The organism is Vibrio sp. SCSIO 43097, assembly GCF_023650755.1.
GTDB classification, from domain to species: Bacteria; Pseudomonadota; Gammaproteobacteria; order Enterobacterales; family Vibrionaceae; genus Vibrio; species Vibrio alginolyticus.
Genome location: NZ_CP071840.1, coordinates 3201071 through 3215204 on the forward strand (window position 1 = coordinate 3201071; position 14134 = coordinate 3215204).

The following is a 14134-nucleotide window of genomic DNA, read 5'->3' on the forward strand; positions in this document are numbered from 1 at the left end:
AATGATAAAAAACTCAATTAAGATTGAGAAGCATAACCGTCCTGAAAATGTTCAAAATCGGATTCTTGCCAAATAATCTGTCGCTTTAAACGCTCTTTATTAAATGAACGCAGAAGTCTATTTAGATTTTGATGCTTCCAGTCACCAGAAGTTTCAAAACGACACTTATCAAAATCGATAATCCATACCTTATCTTTGTCGTCGATCAAGATATTGTGGATATTCAAATCAGTATGGTTAACGCCAACCTGATGCATCTTGGCAATTTCTTGCCCTATTTTCTGATACATTTCTACCGATAAAGACTGTTCTTGCAAGATACTAACCAGATCTCTGGCGTTTGGGATTCGCTCACTTAATAAATCAGCTTGATAGAAGAGTCCTGACTTTACGGCTCTTGCTGCAATAGGACGAGGAACGTGCACCCCAGCCTCAATTAGCGCCAACAAAAGCTGAAACTCTTGCGCACAACGGGTGTTATCCCAGCCAGAGAACCAATAATGATCGTTAACTAACTTCCCAAACAAACCGCCACGACGGTAATGACGTAGTGCCGCTTGCATGTTCTCTAGTTGGATAAACCATGTCGTGCCTCGCCCTGTCGCACTGCCAACCACCTTGTCGGAGGACTGCCAGTATTCCTCATCAAATATCGGTTGGCTAGGGTCTGTAATGATCTCGTCATCAAACCAGATCACTTGGTTGTTGTTTTTATACTGTCGAGTCATACGCTCACCCTCTAGCCTAAATACCGGCTGGCTAATATATACAACCAAGTAAATGCAGCAAACGCCAAAGCAACCATAACGGCAGCAGAGCCTATATCTTTAGCTCGACCACTGAGTTCATGCCGTTCAATACCGATACGATCCACTACCGCCTCAATCGCTGAGTTTACAAGCTCTACAATCAAGACTAATACCACGACCCCGATCATTAAGATACGCTCAACCATGCCGACATCCACTAGCCAAGCCAAAATCACGGCGATACTCAACAGAGCCAACTCTTGTCGAATGGCAGCTTCATGCTTAAAAGCCGCTTTTAATCCTTGGATCGAATAACCCGTCGCTTTAACGATGCGCTTTAGTCCGGTATTACCCGGCTTGCCAGATTCTTGCGATTGATGTGGTGTTGTCTTTGACATTGCAGAACACTTATCAGTACTTAGCTATATTCGAGCCGTGTATTTTACATTTATTGGGGATGTCTGCATAATTTACCTGCCTCTATTCATCGAATCAGACAATAATTATGTTCACTTCTGCCCCATCGTCACTATGCGTCTTGCGTTTGTCCGCTATCGGAGACGTTTGCAATACTATCGCCAGCATTCAAGCTATTCAGAAACACTGGCCTTCGACCCAGATTACTTGGATAACGGGTAAACTTGAAGCCCAGTTATTAGCCGCCATCGATGGTGTAGAAGTGATTGTTTTTGATAAAAAAGCGGGACTTGATGGCTACAAATCACTTTGGCGACAGCTGAAAGGCAGAGAGTTTGATGCGCTATTGCATATGCAGTACGCGATTCGAGCGAGTGTCGCAACGTTGGGCATTAAAGCAAAATACAAACTTGGTTTCTCTTCTGATAGAAGCCAGGACTTTCAAACACTATTTACCAATGTCAAAGTGCCTTCCCCGCAATCTCTGCATGTCGCAGATGGCTTAATGGCCTTTGCCCATCAAATTGGGGTACCAAAGGCAGGACTAGACTGGGTACTTTCTTATTCAGACCACGACCAAGCTTGGGCAGAGTCTCATATTTCTCGTAGTAAACCTAACCTGCTGATTGTGCCTGGTGCGAGCAAAGCTTATAAAAACTGGAACGCGGAAGGTTATGTGGATGTGATTCATCACGCCAGAGCAAAAGGCTGGAACGTGATTCTGGCAGGCAGCCCTGCTCAGGTAGAATTGGATCTGGCAGAAGCCATTCAATCTCGCTTGGAAGAACCGTGTCTAAATTTAGTTGGACAAAGTTCAATTCTGCAAATGCTTGCGTTAATAGATAAGGTTGAAATGGTCATCGCCCCCGATACCGGACCAGCACACATGGCGAATGCCATGAAAACGCCAATCATCGGGCTCTATGCACACCATAATCCGCTGCGAGTGGGACCTTACCGTTATCTAAAATACGTTGTCTCAGTGTATGAAGAAACGATCTTTGCGGAAACAGGTAAAAACAGTCACGAGTTAAGCTGGCGAACTCGCGCTAAAGATGAAACGGCAATGAACCGCATTACCAGCACTCAAGTAATGAGCATGTTCGATCAAGTCTTAGAAGATTTGTATCCTCAATACCAGTAAACTTACTGTCTTGATTTGTTAAGAAGGAAATGACCTTGTCCAAACCAACCTTAGCCGTTGCCTTAATTGTAAAAAATGAAGAGAAGCACTTACAAGCTTGTCTAGACACAGTAAAAGATTGGGTCGATGAGATTGTCCTTCTAGACTCGGGCAGCACTGATCGCACTGAAGAAATCGCCCGACAATACACAGATAAGTTTTACACCAACCTAGATTGGCCAGGATTCGGTAAACAGCGCCAACTGGCGCAGCAATACGTTACGGCAGACTACGTTTTGTGGCTTGATGCGGACGAACAAGTCACTCCAGAGCTAAAAGAAAGTATCTTACACGCGGTATCAGCCAATAAGCCGAACGTTTTATACAAACTTAATCGACTAAGCTCAGCGTTTGGTAAGTTCATCTACCATTCTGGTTGGTCTCCAGACTGGATTGTGCGCTTATATCGCACCGAATATACACAATATAATGATTCGCTCGTTCATGAAAAAGTTGATGAGAAAAACTATCAAACTGAAAAACTGGATGGTCGACTGCATCACTACACTTACGAGCACCTTCATCATTACATCAATAAAACCACTGGCTACCTCAAGGCCTGGACGGATGAACGTGAAGGTAAAAAGAAAGCGGGTTTAACGACCGCTATCGTTCACGCTCTTGCTAGCTTTTTGAAGATGTATGTTCTCAAACGAGGCTTCCTTGATGGCAAGCATGGCTTCATTCTAGCTTGGCTAAGCATGCACTCTACTTTTGTAAAATATATCGATCTCTACTTACGTGAACAGGCAAAAAAATCATGAAAACGACTTTAATTATCACCACTTACAACTGGAAAGAAGCATTAAAAGCGGTGTTAGAAAGCGTGAAACGTCAAACCGTTTTGCCTGACGAAGTAATTGTTGCAGATGATGGCTCTCGAGACGATACCAAAGCAATGGTTGACCAAATGCGTGAAGGTTTTCCGGTTCCACTGATTCATAGTTGGCACGAGGATAATGGCTTTCAGCTTTCAATGAGCCGCAACCGTGCGATCGCCAAAGCATCAGGTGACTACCTCATCATGATTGATGGCGACATGGTGCTGTCCCAAACGTTTATTGAATCACATAAGCAAGTCGCAAAACCAAATTGGTTTGTGCAGGGTGGACGTGTGTTAACGGATGAAAGCTGCAGCAAGGCCATCATGGAAAACGGCTTAGTGCCTTCCATTTTCAGCAAAGGCATTCGCAATCGTAAAAACTGCATCACCAACGCCTTGCTATCGAAATGGTTCTCTTACGAGCGGAATAACGATAAAGCCACTCGCGGTTGCAACATGGCATTTTGGCGACAAGATGTCATCGAGGTGAATGGCTTCAACCAAGATTTTGTTGGATGGGGACGCGAAGACAGCGAGTTTGTTCATCGCATGTTGAATGCGGGTAAGTCACGTCTTTACCTAAAATTCGCAGGTGTAGGCTACCACTTGTACCACGTAGAAAACTCTCGTGCGTCACTCGGACAAAATGATGAGATTTTAGAGAACACCATTAAAAACAAGCTTAAACGCTGTGAGAATGGTGTTGATCAATTTCTAGAAGCTTAAGATTATAAAAAAGGGGCGTTTCGCCCCTTTTTTATTGTTGCTGAGATAAAGCGAAGTACTTATCGGCAACCATCAATGAGATCAAACGCTCTTTACGTTTATCTTTGAACTGCTCAACCCACTGGTGCGCATTTTCAATGATCGCTAATGCTTCTTGCTCATTCGCTAGGTAATAATCCATCTTTTCGGGTAAATCAGAATAGTCATCCTTCACTTCAACATAGTGGACGCCTGCCTCTAACTTACCTTCCATAAACCAAGTCTCATATTTTGGCTTTGACATAATAACCAAGGAGTTAGACGACATAGCCCACTTAAGGTTGGTGGCCACATCATTGCCTTCTATACAGAGCAAAAACTTATACTGCAGTTGCTCTTCAATACTCATAAAGCCCTTTTCCCATGGTTTCCCTTCTACCGGGCGGGTCTGGCCAATATTGCATTGCGGATGGTTGTAAAACGCATGAATCACCTTTTTACGATGCGGCTGAAAACCCACGCCGCGCCACGCTACCATGTCCTTTTTATCTTGATAGCGAACAGGATCATCAATAAATTTAAAATGACGAACTTGATTAAGTTTCAACACCACTGAATTTTGGTTGTTACCAAAAATAGGGCGGCTTTTTATAAAGCTCGGTACATTGGGGATGTGTGTAACATCGCCGTTGATGTAGTTAAACGCAAAACTGGAAGGGAAATAGCGTACAACTTGGCGAAGATCGAAAAAATACGTCCAGCCTTTCGTTTTTTTGAATGTATCGATGGTCGAGTAACTTTGTTCTCGGCTATCAACTGAAAACGGCGTTTCACACTTATTGTAATAGTTCACCCGCTCAATACAGCGTTGCTGCTCTGCTTCGGTCAGATTCGAAAGTAAACGCTTGGCTTGTGCTCGATATACAAAGCGAGGGATAAGTATCGAGAGAGCGTTTGAGAAATAATAAGGGAACTTACTGTCTTTCATTGAGTTTTTCCCCAATCGCGATGGCTACTGGCTTGGGAACGAATTGTTCGATACTTCCGCCATGAATCGCTACTTCTCTCACGATAGTCGACGATAAAAACGCAAACTCTTCTTCAGGAGTTAAAAATACGCTCTCGATTCCTGGTAATAGCTTTCGGTACATGTTGGTCAGTCCAAACTCGTATTCAAAGTCTACCGTTGTTCGTAAACCACGAATAAGAACCTTAGCTTTCTCATTTCTCGCGAAATCCACTAATAACCCGGAGAACCCCTTTACCGTCACACCAGGTAAATGCGCTACAACGTCCTGCATCAGTGCAACGCGCTCTTCCAATAAAAACATAGTGTTCTTCGATGGGCTTGCGGCTACGCCAATCACAACCTCATCAAACATTTCGTGAGTACGTTCTATTAGATTGAGGTGACCATTAGTCACTGGATCAAAAGTGCCCGGATAAATGACTTTCATATAATTTACTAAGTTATTCGAAACTGATTGAATTATTGAGGCTCGAACGCAAGATTACAACAACTTAAGCTCGATAATAGCTCGACTTACTTCTGACACTCACTACAAAAGAAGGTATTACGTTGGCCAATCTTTAGCTCTTGAAGTCGTTCGCCGCACTCTGGGCATGGCTCTCCTGCTTTTCCGTAAACCAATAACTCTTGTGCAAAGTAACCCGGCTTTCCATCGGCTTGCGCAAAATCTTTCAGCGTAGTCCCACCTTGCGTAATGGCAATCTCAAGTGTCATTTTGATATTTTCAACAAGTAACCCCCACTCTTGAGAAGTCAACTTACCTGCGGGCCTTGAAGGGTGAATTCGAGATTTAAACAACGACTCATTCGCGTAGATATTTCCGACACCAACCACGACTTTGTTGTCCATGATGAACTGCTTGACGGCGACACGCTTATTTTTAGCTTTCTCCGCTACATATTCCGCATTGAACTCTTCAGTTAAAGGCTCAGGCCCCATGTTTGCTAGCACAGCATGTGACTCGCCAGGAGCACACCACAGCCATGCCCCAAAACGACGCGGATCGTTATAACGCAGTATTTTTCCACTGCTTAGTTTGAGATCCACATGATCGTGCTTTGCTGGCGGAAAGTCAGCATCTAGGACACGTAAAGACCCCGACATGCCCAAGTGAACAATGGCTGTACCTGTGTTTGTCTCGATCAGTAAGTATTTCGCACGACGGCTAATCGCACGGATCACCTGCCCTTCCAATTTTTTAAGCTCTGTAGGAATATCCCAGCGCAATTTAGGCGTTCGAAAAGTAAACGACTGGATCGTTTGTCCAACCATGTGGGGGCTAATCCCCATACGGCTCACTTCAACTTCTGGCAACTCAGGCATTAGATTCTCCAATTCACCGGCTAATAGTTCTCGCTGCTAGCATAATCGAAAAGAAAAACGATAAATAGGGAAGCTTATTAGGGGTATAGGCGCAAAAAGGCTCTACTCTGGCATAAGGTAGTTTTCATCGACGGAGATAGCGACCCATTTGTCTTGCCAGGTTTTAAATAGCCAAAAATCAGGTAAACGAAAGAAAGTCACCCGCTGCGGCTCTTCGAGATCCTGATACCAAACTTCTACCGTTTCAGGTACCGTCAGGTTAGGTTTTAAATGATCGTACTGTTCTGAGGTGAGCTCGGTCCCTTCCAATGATTGCCAGCGTGATACAAGTTCACTGATCGATGCATCAACTTTGATGTTGGATTGCCATCGTCCATCATGCAGTTCGAACTCCCAGCCACTATAGTACAAAGACTCCACCGTATAGTCGGAGCGAAGTACATTTGGGTAGGGGTCTGCTTGGTCTGTTAATAGGTAAGTTTTGATCCACATCGGCGCATTTAAGATCACTATAAACGCGATAATGCCCAGAATAAGAATATTGTTCCATCGGCGGCGACGAGCCGGACTCACACGCATAACCATCTCTACTCTCTTATCGTTATGAGTAAACTACCAAAGAGTATTGAGCTTGACTAGAACAACGGTGTGCAAGTGTGTAGAGAATTGCTGGCAAAGCGGTAGAGAGCGATCAATCAAAAATTCGAGTATAGAGTCGGACCGATAAAATGACTTCAGCAGTACTTTATAATCCGATGACGTACTGAACACTTTATCTTCAGCACTTTTATTCAGGTAATAAAAAACCCAACTCGAAAGTTGGGTTTTTCAATTCATCAAAGAGACTGAAACCAATTATTTGATTTTTGCTTCTTTGTACATAACGTGCTGGCGAACTACTGGATCAAACTTTTTGATCTCAAATTTGCCTGGCATGTTACGCTTGTTCTTATCAGTTGTGTAGAAGTGGCCTGTACCTGCAGAAGATACTAGACGGATTTTCTCACGAACGCCTTTCTTTGCCATTGCTTATTTCCTCTTAAACGTTTTCGCCACGTGCACGCATGTCTGCAAGAACAGTATCAATACCTTTCTTGTCGATGATGCGCATACCTTTAGCAGATAGACGTAGTTTAACAAAACGTTTTTCGCTCTCTACCCAGAAACGATGAGTTTGTAGGTTCGGCAGAAAACGACGCTTAGTAGCATTTCGTGCGTGTGAACGGTTGTTACCCGTTACTGGACGCTTACCAGTTACTTGGCATACTCGTGACATGAATGTCTTCTCCAAAATCGTTTCAGCTCGATATCAACCTTGGTGGCCGAACCTCTCTATCTCTCGAAAAGAAGTTAGAGGTTAAGAACCGCTATGGAAAATCCATACAAGGCTATCAAAGGTCGCGCATTATACTAACTTGATATGCATTGCTCAAGACCCGAACAGATCCTTTTTACAGGTTTTCGTGATCTTTTTTTAGACAGCAGATTTTTTTAGCAGTCCAAGCTGAATTCAGTTAAAAATTTAGTGGCGTGGATGATAGCAGATTTTTAGCAACTAACAACCTAAAAAACGCACAGTTATATCCAGCCTCTTTCAGCAAAAGAGACACTTTCCCCATCTCCGATGACGAAATGGTCCAAAATACGAATATCCACCAATGCTAATGCGTCGGTGAGACGCCTTGTAATCCTTCTGTCAGCTTGGCTCGGCTCAGCAACGCCTGAAGGATGATTGTGCGCCAAAATCAAAGCCGCCGCGTTATGATGCAGAGCACGCTTAACAACTTCTCTCGGATACACCGACGCTGCATCCAACGTTCCTTCAAATAAAATTTCATCTTTTATCACTCGGTGCTGGTTATCGAGAAAAAGAATATAAAAAGCCTCTCTTTGCCGATCCCTTAAAATAGAAGACAGATATAACTTAGTTTGGTCGGGGCTGGTTAAGGCATCACCACGCTTTAGCGTCTCCGCCAAGTAACGTTGTGTCATTTCTAGTACAGCTTGCAATTGAACATACTTGGCTTGCCCTAATCCTTTGTGACGACAAAACTCTTCTTCTGATGCTGAAAATAGTTGTCTGAGCGAACCAAAGTCTTGAATAAGGAAGTCTGCGAGCTCAATCACGTTCATTCCGCGGGTGCCTGTGCGCAAGAAGATGGCCAGTAGCTCAGCATCGGTCAAAGCTTGCGGCCCTCGTTGCAGTAGCTTCTCTCTGGGCATGGACTCATTTGGCAAAGCTTTCAGTATCATCTGATGTCTCTTTATATGGAAAGTGTCCCTATTCCACAAAACAAAAAGCGAAAGTCGAGTATGACTTTCGCTTTCTTCGTACCATCAGTGCTTTCCATGCAACTTAACAGTTCATCAGAGTTTAAAGTTGCCAACCAAGCCGTGAATTTCCGTTCCAGACTGTGATAGCTGCGTGCTGATTGACTCGGCATGCTGCAACGTCTCATTAATGTTGTTCACGATCTGTTGAATAGCCACTAAGTTTTGGTTGATGTCTTCTGCAACCGCACTTTGCTCTTCGGCGGCAGACGCGGTTTGAATACCCATATCTCGAATCGTACCGATAGAATTATGAACACCAGAAAGAGATTGCTGAATGAGCGCCGATTCTTCCGCCGTTTTGACACCTCGTTTTTGGCTCACCGACATTGTACTGACCGCTCTTGATACACCATTTTGCAGCTGCTTAAGCATGTCACCAATTTCATGAGTACTATTTTGCGTACGACTGGCTAACGAGCGCACTTCATCCGCAACGACGGCAAACCCTCGACCTTGCTCACCGGCTCTAGCCGCTTCAATCGCCGCATTTAGGGCCAACAAATTCGTTTGCTCGGCTATCTCGCCAATCACATCCAGCACTTTGGTTATTTTTTCAGTCTGTAAACTCAACTCAGAAATTGCATCTGACGTGCTGTCTATCTCCGTCACGAGTTCGGTAATACCCTCTATTGCTTGCTCGACCTCATGCTGAGCGGCGGTGACTTGACTGTTGGCATCGTCAATTGCCTGCGCGGTCGCATTGGTATTGCTGGCTACTTCTTTGGCAGTCATGCTCATTTGCGTCACTGCCGTCACGACTTTGTCCGTCTCTAAACAGTGATCCTGCATTTGACCGCTCGCTTGGCTGGTCTGAGTGTTCAGGCTTTGAGAAACGGTCTGTACTGTCGTCGCAGAGCGATGAATGTCCTGCATCAGTGGGTGCAGCTTATCCATAAACTCATTAAACGCGGCCGCCACTTCACCGACTTCATCCTGACTTTCGACTTTTAAACGAGCCGTTAAGTCACCGCCGCCTGCGGCAACATCTTTTAATGAAGCCGCGACATGTTGTAATGGCTGAATGCCTTTAGACACCACGATACTGGTGAGAACACTGGTAATGATCAATCCAATAACGGAAATCAACACGGCAGATAACGTATGCTCTTTTAGCTCTTGAGTCTTTAACTCTCTGTGCATCGCAACTTGCTGGTCGATGTCATCAATATAAACGCCAGTACCTAAAACCCAGTCCCATTTCGATAGATATTCTGCATAGCCCAACTTAGGCGCTTGTGCGTCAATGGTCGGTTTATGCCACGAGAAATAGAGGAACCCATCCCCTTTTTGAGAAGCGTCAATCAAGCCCGCAATAACTGCGACCCCATTTTCATCTTTTAAGTCGTAAAGGTTTTTACCCTCTAATGCAGGTTTGATGGCGTGCAACGTATTCACACCTTGAGAGTCGTAGGCAAAAAAGTAGCCATCGCTTTCAAAGCGCATGGCTTTCAGAATTTCTTTTGCTGCCTCTTTATTACTTCCATTTACATCCGTGTCGTATAACGGTTTTATCGCCGTCACGCCCATCATCATATAGGCTTGTAACTCTTTCTTTTTCGTTTCGATGAGCTCTTGCCTGTCTCTTGCCAGCTCCGCTTCCAAACTTTTACTGCTGTTGATGTAATACACCACTGAGATCAACGTGGTGATCAACAACAGCGGAATTAGGGTTATCAGCAGCAATTTGTTTCGACTTTTCAACACCATGGTTTCCACTACCTCTTTTTCTTTTCAGACTTGCAAACTCCGCGCAACTTGTCTGTGAGGTAGGCGAGAATTTTCCCTTCCTCGGTCAGATTAATACTCTGGAGTTTGATGTGAATTATCTTCTCGTTATATATGCTCGGGCGGTCAGACTTTGAATTGTGTTAAAATCCGGTCATCAAATTGGAGATCTCACATGCAAACACTAGCAGGAAAGAAAATTCTACTCGGCATCAGTGGCGGTATTGCCGCGTATAAATGTGCGGAGCTAACCCGTCGCCTCATAGAGAGAGGAGCGCAAGTTCAAGTTGTAATGACGAAAGCCGCAAAAGAGTTCATTACCCCTTTAACCATGCAAGCCGTTTCGGGCCGTCCTGTCTCGGACAGTTTACTAGACCCAGCAGCGGAAGCCTCTATGGGCCATATTGAATTGGCCAAATGGGCAGATTTAGTGCTATTAGCGCCCGCGACCGCGGACTTAATCGCGCGCATGTCCGCAGGCATGGGGAACGATTTACTTACTACGCTCGTGCTCGCGACGGATTCCCCTGTTGCTGTTTCTCCGGCGATGAATCAACAGATGTATCGCAATATCGCAACCCAAGAGAACATCGCTACGTTAGCGCGTCGTGGTATGCACATCTGGGGCCCTGCGGCAGGAGAGCAAGCCTGTGGTGATGTAGGACCAGGTCGAATGCTGGAACCAATGCAGCTAGTACAGCTATGTGAACAGTTCTTTCAACCAAAATTGCTAGAAGGTAGGTCGATACTCATTACCGCCGGACCAACTCGCGAAGCGATTGATCCAGTGCGTTACATTACGAACCATAGCTCCGGGAAAATGGGCTATGCATTGGCGAGCGCCGCAGCGCAGATGGGAGCAAAAGTCACCCTCGTGAGCGGTCCTGTCAGTTTAAATACGCCCGTAGGTGTTGAGCGCATAAATGTTTCCAGTGCCCAAGAGATGCACGAAGCCGTTATGACACATGCAAACCAGCATGATGCCTTTATTAGCTGCGCTGCCGTTGCCGACTACCGCCCACAAACGATCGCGTCTCAAAAGTTGAAAAAGACAGAAGACAACGACGAAATGGTCATTAATATGGTTAAAAATCCTGATATTGTTGCATCTGTGGCAGCAATGACGGAGAAGCGTCCGTTTACCGTCGGTTTTGCGGCTGAAACCAATGATGTAGAGACCTATGCTCGAGGCAAGTTAACAAAGAAAAACCTCGATATGATCTGTGCAAACGACGTTTCGGTTGCAGGGCAAGGATTTAACAGCAACGACAACGCAATTACCCTTTACTGGCCTGAAGGTGAACTTGCGCTCGCTTTGGAATCAAAAGAAGCATTGAGCGTTAAAATTCTCGAAAAAATGCATCAATTGATGTAACTAACGTTTGAAAACCCTGCCAATTTTTTACAAAAGCTGGCATAAATTTGGTACAAAAATGACAACTAAGGGTGTTAAATCTCCCATTCCACCCTTAGTGGTCTAGTTTGAGGCGAAATAGCGTCTTATAATCCCCTCCGCTCAACTTTGTATTTTGAAAGGAAGTAACTAATGGCCGGCAGTAAAAAATCCAACCGTCGTGAAGAAATCTTACAAGCATTGGCAGAAATGCTTGAATCAACAGATGGCGCTTCACGCATTACTACGGCAAAACTGGCCAAGCAAGTCGGCGTTTCAGAAGCCGCGCTGTATCGTCATTTCCCAAGTAAAGCGCGCATGTTCGAAGGGTTGATTGAGTTCATTGAAGAAGCCTTGATGACACGTATCAACCGTATTCTAGACGACGAAAAAGATACACTAGAGCGTATTCGTATGGTGATGCACCTTATTTTGGCGTTCTCTGAACGTAACCCAGGTCTGACACGCATTTTGTCGGGTCATGCTCTAATGTTTGAAAATGAACGCCTACGTGAACGCATCAATCAACTCTTTGAGCGCATAGAAACACAATTGCGCCAGATCCTGCGTGAACGTAAGATTCGTGAAGGGAAGTCTTTCCCTGTCGAAGAGCGTATCCTAGCCGCGCAAATTCTGGGACAAGTTGAGGGTAGCCTAAACCGCTTTGTGCGTAGCGACTTTAAATACCAGCCGACTGCAAACTTTGACGAGTACTGGGCGCTTTTGAGTGCACAAATAAAGTAAAAGACTATGAGTAAAGACAAATACACGCAGCCCGAGTTTTCTCTTTCACTTCTTCACCCTCGTAACTGGGGCGTATGGCTTGGTTTTGGTCTGTTGGCCATCCTCGTCAATATTCTTCCTTATCGGCTGCTGCTTTCATTAGGTCGTTCACTCGGTAAACTTGGCATGCGCTACGGTAAAAAGCGTGTCCACGTTGCTCAACGTAACTTAGAATTGGCCTTTCCAGACAAAACACCTGAAGAGATTCAACATATTGTTGAAGAGAACTTCAAAAATACCGGTATGGCACTCATAGAAACCGGAATCACTTGGTTCTGGCCGACTTGGCGCTTTAAAAAACTTATCGTCGAGAAAGATCTCGGCGCACTGCGTGAAAAAGCCAAAGAAGGTAAAGGCGTCCTACTTTGTTGTGTCCATGCTCTTAATCTAGAGATCACTGCACGTGCTTTCGCCGTGCTCGGCGTGGCCGGGTACGGCGCGTTTCGTCCGCATAATAATCCTGCTTATAACTTTATCCAGTATTGGGGACGGACACATAACGGCAATAAACTGATTGATCGTAAAGATGTGAAAAAGATGATTCGTGTATTACGGAGCGGTGAACGTCTGTTCTATTTACCGGATCACGATTACGGTCGCAAAAAATCAGTATTTGTACCTTTCTTTGCCGTAGACGATGCGTGTACGACAACAGGCACGAGCATTCTGGCGTATACCTCAAAATGTGCGATCATCCCAGGCTCAGGGTTTCGCAATGACGAAGGAAAATACGACATCATCGCCGATAAGTGCATTGAAGCCGACTATCCACAAAAAGACGAAGTCGCCGCTGCCGCTTATATGAACAAGTATGTGGAAGAGGTCATTCTACGCGCCCCAGAGCAATGGATGTGGCTCCATAAACGCTATAAAACCATGCAAGATGAGCATGTCGAGAAAGGCATTCGCTACAAGTAAGTGGTCAAGGCGATGAATCCAAAAACAAAAAAGGGCAGATGGATATCCATCTGCCCTTTTTACTTTTTCAGAAAAAATAACAAATTAAATGCCGTATTCCGAGCGATAGGCTTTAACTGCTTCCAAGTGCTCAGCAGCGTCACCTTTCTCTTCTAAGTAAGTCACAAGATCACCCAAACTTACAATTGAAATCACGGCACAACCAAAGTCACGCTCAACTTCTTGAATCGCAGAAAGCTCTCCCTTGCCTTTTTCTTGGCGGTCAATCGCAACCAACACACCAGCAAGGTCTGCACCATTTGCTTGAATGATTTCCATCGATTCACGGATTGCCGTACCCGCCGTAATCACGTCGTCCACCAGCATGATGCGACCTTCTAACGCAGAGCCTACAAGGTTACCGCCTTCGCCGTGATCTTTCGCTTCTTTACGGTTGAAGCAGTAAGGCGTGTCGATATCGTGATGATCCGCCAGCGCGACTGCTGTTGTCGTTGCAATAGGAATACCTTTGTACGCAGGGCCAAACAGTACATCGAATTCAATGCCAGAATCAGCGAGCGCGGCTGCGTAAAAACGACCAAGACGCGCTAGGTCACGACCAGTATTGAAAAGACCAGCGTTAAAGAAGTACGGGCTTTTACGGCCAGATTTCAAAGTAAACTCACCAAACTTAAGAACTTCTTTCTCAAGTGCAAACTCAATAAATTCACGCTGGTATGCTTTCATTATTTTCTCTCTATGTCCTTGGTTT

General features: G+C 45.0%; 17 protein-coding genes. 6 read left to right on the top strand and 11 right to left on the bottom strand.

The features are described 5' to 3' along the window. Positions 1–17: 17 nt before the first annotated feature. Together J4N40_RS15420 and J4N40_RS15425 are read right to left on the bottom strand one after the other, a co-directional pair. Positions 18–728: a 3-deoxy-D-manno-octulosonic acid kinase gene (locus J4N40_RS15420; protein WP_053303388.1), complete on the bottom strand. Its 711-nt coding sequence runs from the start codon at positions 726–728 to the stop codon at positions 18–20. Positions 729–739: 11 nt separating this feature from the next. Beyond that, complete coding sequence (locus J4N40_RS15425) at positions 740–1147, bottom strand: diacylglycerol kinase (RefSeq protein ID WP_005395798.1); 408 nt, start codon at positions 1145–1147, stop codon at positions 740–742. A gap of 107 nt (positions 1148–1254) precedes the next feature. On the opposite strand from J4N40_RS15425, the gene J4N40_RS15430 reads away from it, so the two are divergent. From J4N40_RS15430 to J4N40_RS15440, 3 genes are read left to right on the top strand one after another with little or no spacing between them, the layout of a single operon-like run. After that, a complete protein-coding gene (locus J4N40_RS15430) occupies positions 1255–2310 on the top strand; it encodes a glycosyltransferase family 9 protein (protein WP_017820712.1) in 1056 nt (351 codons plus the stop codon). 35 nt (positions 2311–2345) lie between these two features. After that, a complete protein-coding gene (locus J4N40_RS15435; protein WP_005395793.1) occupies positions 2346–3113 on the top strand; it encodes a glycosyltransferase family 2 protein in 768 nt (255 codons plus the stop codon). Continuing rightward, positions 3110–3898 carry a glycosyltransferase family 2 protein gene (locus J4N40_RS15440; protein ID WP_171344436.1) on the top strand — a complete coding sequence of 263 codons (789 nt, stop codon included), beginning with the start codon at positions 3110–3112 and terminating at the stop codon, positions 3896–3898. Before J4N40_RS15435 ends, J4N40_RS15440 begins: the two co-directional genes overlap by 4 nt. A 31-nt stretch (positions 3899–3929) precedes the next feature. Here J4N40_RS15440 and J4N40_RS15445 read toward each other — a convergent pair whose 3' ends face one another. The 8 genes from J4N40_RS15445 to J4N40_RS15480 form a co-directional block, all read right to left on the bottom strand. Beyond that, positions 3930–4865 carry a glycosyl transferase family 90 gene (locus J4N40_RS15445; RefSeq protein WP_053303391.1) on the bottom strand — a complete coding sequence of 312 codons (936 nt, stop codon included), beginning with the start codon at positions 4863–4865 and terminating at the stop codon, positions 3930–3932. Beyond that, positions 4852–5334, bottom strand: coding sequence for a pantetheine-phosphate adenylyltransferase (gene coaD, locus J4N40_RS15450; RefSeq protein ID WP_167415624.1), 483 nt, complete (start codon positions 5332–5334; stop codon positions 4852–4854). Before coaD ends, J4N40_RS15445 begins: the two co-directional genes overlap by 14 nt. A gap of 86 nt (positions 5335–5420) precedes the next feature. Next, positions 5421–6230, bottom strand: a complete 810-nt coding sequence (gene mutM / locus J4N40_RS15455) for a bifunctional DNA-formamidopyrimidine glycosylase/DNA-(apurinic or apyrimidinic site) lyase (RefSeq protein ID WP_053349744.1) — start codon at positions 6228–6230, stop codon at positions 5421–5423. Positions 6231–6332: 102 nt separating this feature from the next. Next, positions 6333–6809, bottom strand: coding sequence for a hypothetical protein (locus tag J4N40_RS15460; RefSeq protein WP_192947891.1), 477 nt, complete (start codon positions 6807–6809; stop codon positions 6333–6335). 276 nt (positions 6810–7085) lie between these two features. After that, positions 7086–7256, bottom strand: a complete 171-nt coding sequence (gene rpmG / locus J4N40_RS15465) for a 50S ribosomal protein L33 (RefSeq protein ID WP_004410866.1) — start codon at positions 7254–7256, stop codon at positions 7086–7088. A gap of 13 nt (positions 7257–7269) precedes the next feature. Then, complete coding sequence (gene rpmB / locus J4N40_RS15470; RefSeq protein WP_005384783.1) at positions 7270–7506, bottom strand: 50S ribosomal protein L28; 237 nt, start codon at positions 7504–7506, stop codon at positions 7270–7272. 302 nt (positions 7507–7808) lie between these two features. Then, the gene (radC, locus tag J4N40_RS15475; RefSeq protein WP_025768320.1) at positions 7809–8483 is read right to left on the bottom strand and encodes a RadC family protein; all 675 of its coding nucleotides are present in this window, start codon (positions 8481–8483) and stop codon (positions 7809–7811) included. A 114-nt stretch (positions 8484–8597) separates the two neighbouring features. After that, positions 8598–10271 (bottom strand): methyl-accepting chemotaxis protein, encoded by a 1674-nt coding sequence (locus tag J4N40_RS15480; RefSeq protein WP_203345736.1) that lies wholly within the window; start codon positions 10269–10271, stop codon positions 8598–8600. 193 nt (positions 10272–10464) lie between these two features. On the opposite strand from J4N40_RS15480, the gene coaBC reads away from it, so the two are divergent. The 3 genes from coaBC to J4N40_RS15495 all read left to right on the top strand — a co-directional run bounded on the left by coaBC (position 10465) and on the right by J4N40_RS15495 (position 13383). Further along, the gene (gene coaBC, locus J4N40_RS15485) at positions 10465–11664 is read left to right on the top strand and encodes a bifunctional phosphopantothenoylcysteine decarboxylase/phosphopantothenate--cysteine ligase CoaBC (protein ID WP_054701136.1); all 1200 of its coding nucleotides are present in this window, start codon (positions 10465–10467) and stop codon (positions 11662–11664) included. A gap of 171 nt (positions 11665–11835) precedes the next feature. After that, on the top strand, positions 11836–12426 hold the full coding sequence (gene slmA / locus J4N40_RS15490) for a nucleoid occlusion factor SlmA (RefSeq protein WP_005379386.1): 591 nt from the start codon (positions 11836–11838) through the stop codon (positions 12424–12426). Between the two features lie 6 nt (positions 12427–12432). Further along, a complete protein-coding gene (locus tag J4N40_RS15495) occupies positions 12433–13383 on the top strand; it encodes a Kdo(2)-lipid IV(A) acyltransferase (RefSeq protein WP_047009418.1) in 951 nt (316 codons plus the stop codon). An 84-nt stretch (positions 13384–13467) separates the two neighbouring features. On the opposite strand, the gene pyrE is transcribed toward J4N40_RS15495, so the two are convergent. Beyond that, on the bottom strand, positions 13468–14109 hold the full coding sequence (pyrE, locus tag J4N40_RS15500; RefSeq protein WP_005395770.1) for an orotate phosphoribosyltransferase: 642 nt from the start codon (positions 14107–14109) through the stop codon (positions 13468–13470). Positions 14110–14134 lie beyond the last annotated feature (25 nt).

Coding starts and splice junctions, on each gene's coding strand:
- J4N40_RS15420 (WP_053303388.1), bottom strand. CDS start 728: ATGACTCGACAGTATAAAAACAACAACCAAGTGATCTGGTTTGATGAC.
- J4N40_RS15425 (WP_005395798.1), bottom strand. CDS start 1,147: ATGTCAAAGACAACACCACATCAATCGCAAGAATCTGGCAAGCCGGGT.
- J4N40_RS15430 (WP_017820712.1), top strand. CDS start 1,255: ATGTTCACTTCTGCCCCATCGTCACTATGCGTCTTGCGTTTGTCCGCT.
- J4N40_RS15440 (WP_171344436.1), top strand. CDS start 3,110: ATGAAAACGACTTTAATTATCACCACTTACAACTGGAAAGAAGCATTA.
- J4N40_RS15445 (WP_053303391.1), bottom strand. CDS start 4,865: ATGAAAGACAGTAAGTTCCCTTATTATTTCTCAAACGCTCTCTCGATA.
- coaD (WP_167415624.1), bottom strand. CDS start 5,334: ATGAAAGTCATTTATCCGGGCACTTTTGATCCAGTGACTAATGGTCAC.
- mutM (WP_053349744.1), bottom strand. CDS start 6,230: ATGCCTGAGTTGCCAGAAGTTGAAGTGAGCCGTATGGGGATTAGCCCC.
- J4N40_RS15460 (WP_192947891.1), bottom strand. CDS start 6,809: ATGCGTGTGAGTCCGGCTCGTCGCCGCCGATGGAACAATATTCTTATT.
- rpmG (WP_004410866.1), bottom strand. CDS start 7,256: ATGGCAAAGAAAGGCGTTCGTGAGAAAATCCGTCTAGTATCTTCTGCA.
- rpmB (WP_005384783.1), bottom strand. CDS start 7,506: ATGTCACGAGTATGCCAAGTAACTGGTAAGCGTCCAGTAACGGGTAAC.
- radC (WP_025768320.1), bottom strand. CDS start 8,483: ATGATACTGAAAGCTTTGCCAAATGAGTCCATGCCCAGAGAGAAGCTA.
- J4N40_RS15480 (WP_203345736.1), bottom strand. CDS start 10,271: ATGGTGTTGAAAAGTCGAAACAAATTGCTGCTGATAACCCTAATTCCG.
- coaBC (WP_054701136.1), top strand. CDS start 10,465: ATGCAAACACTAGCAGGAAAGAAAATTCTACTCGGCATCAGTGGCGGT.
- slmA (WP_005379386.1), top strand. CDS start 11,836: ATGGCCGGCAGTAAAAAATCCAACCGTCGTGAAGAAATCTTACAAGCA.
- J4N40_RS15495 (WP_047009418.1), top strand. CDS start 12,433: ATGAGTAAAGACAAATACACGCAGCCCGAGTTTTCTCTTTCACTTCTT.
- pyrE (WP_005395770.1), bottom strand. CDS start 14,109: ATGAAAGCATACCAGCGTGAATTTATTGAGTTTGCACTTGAGAAAGAA.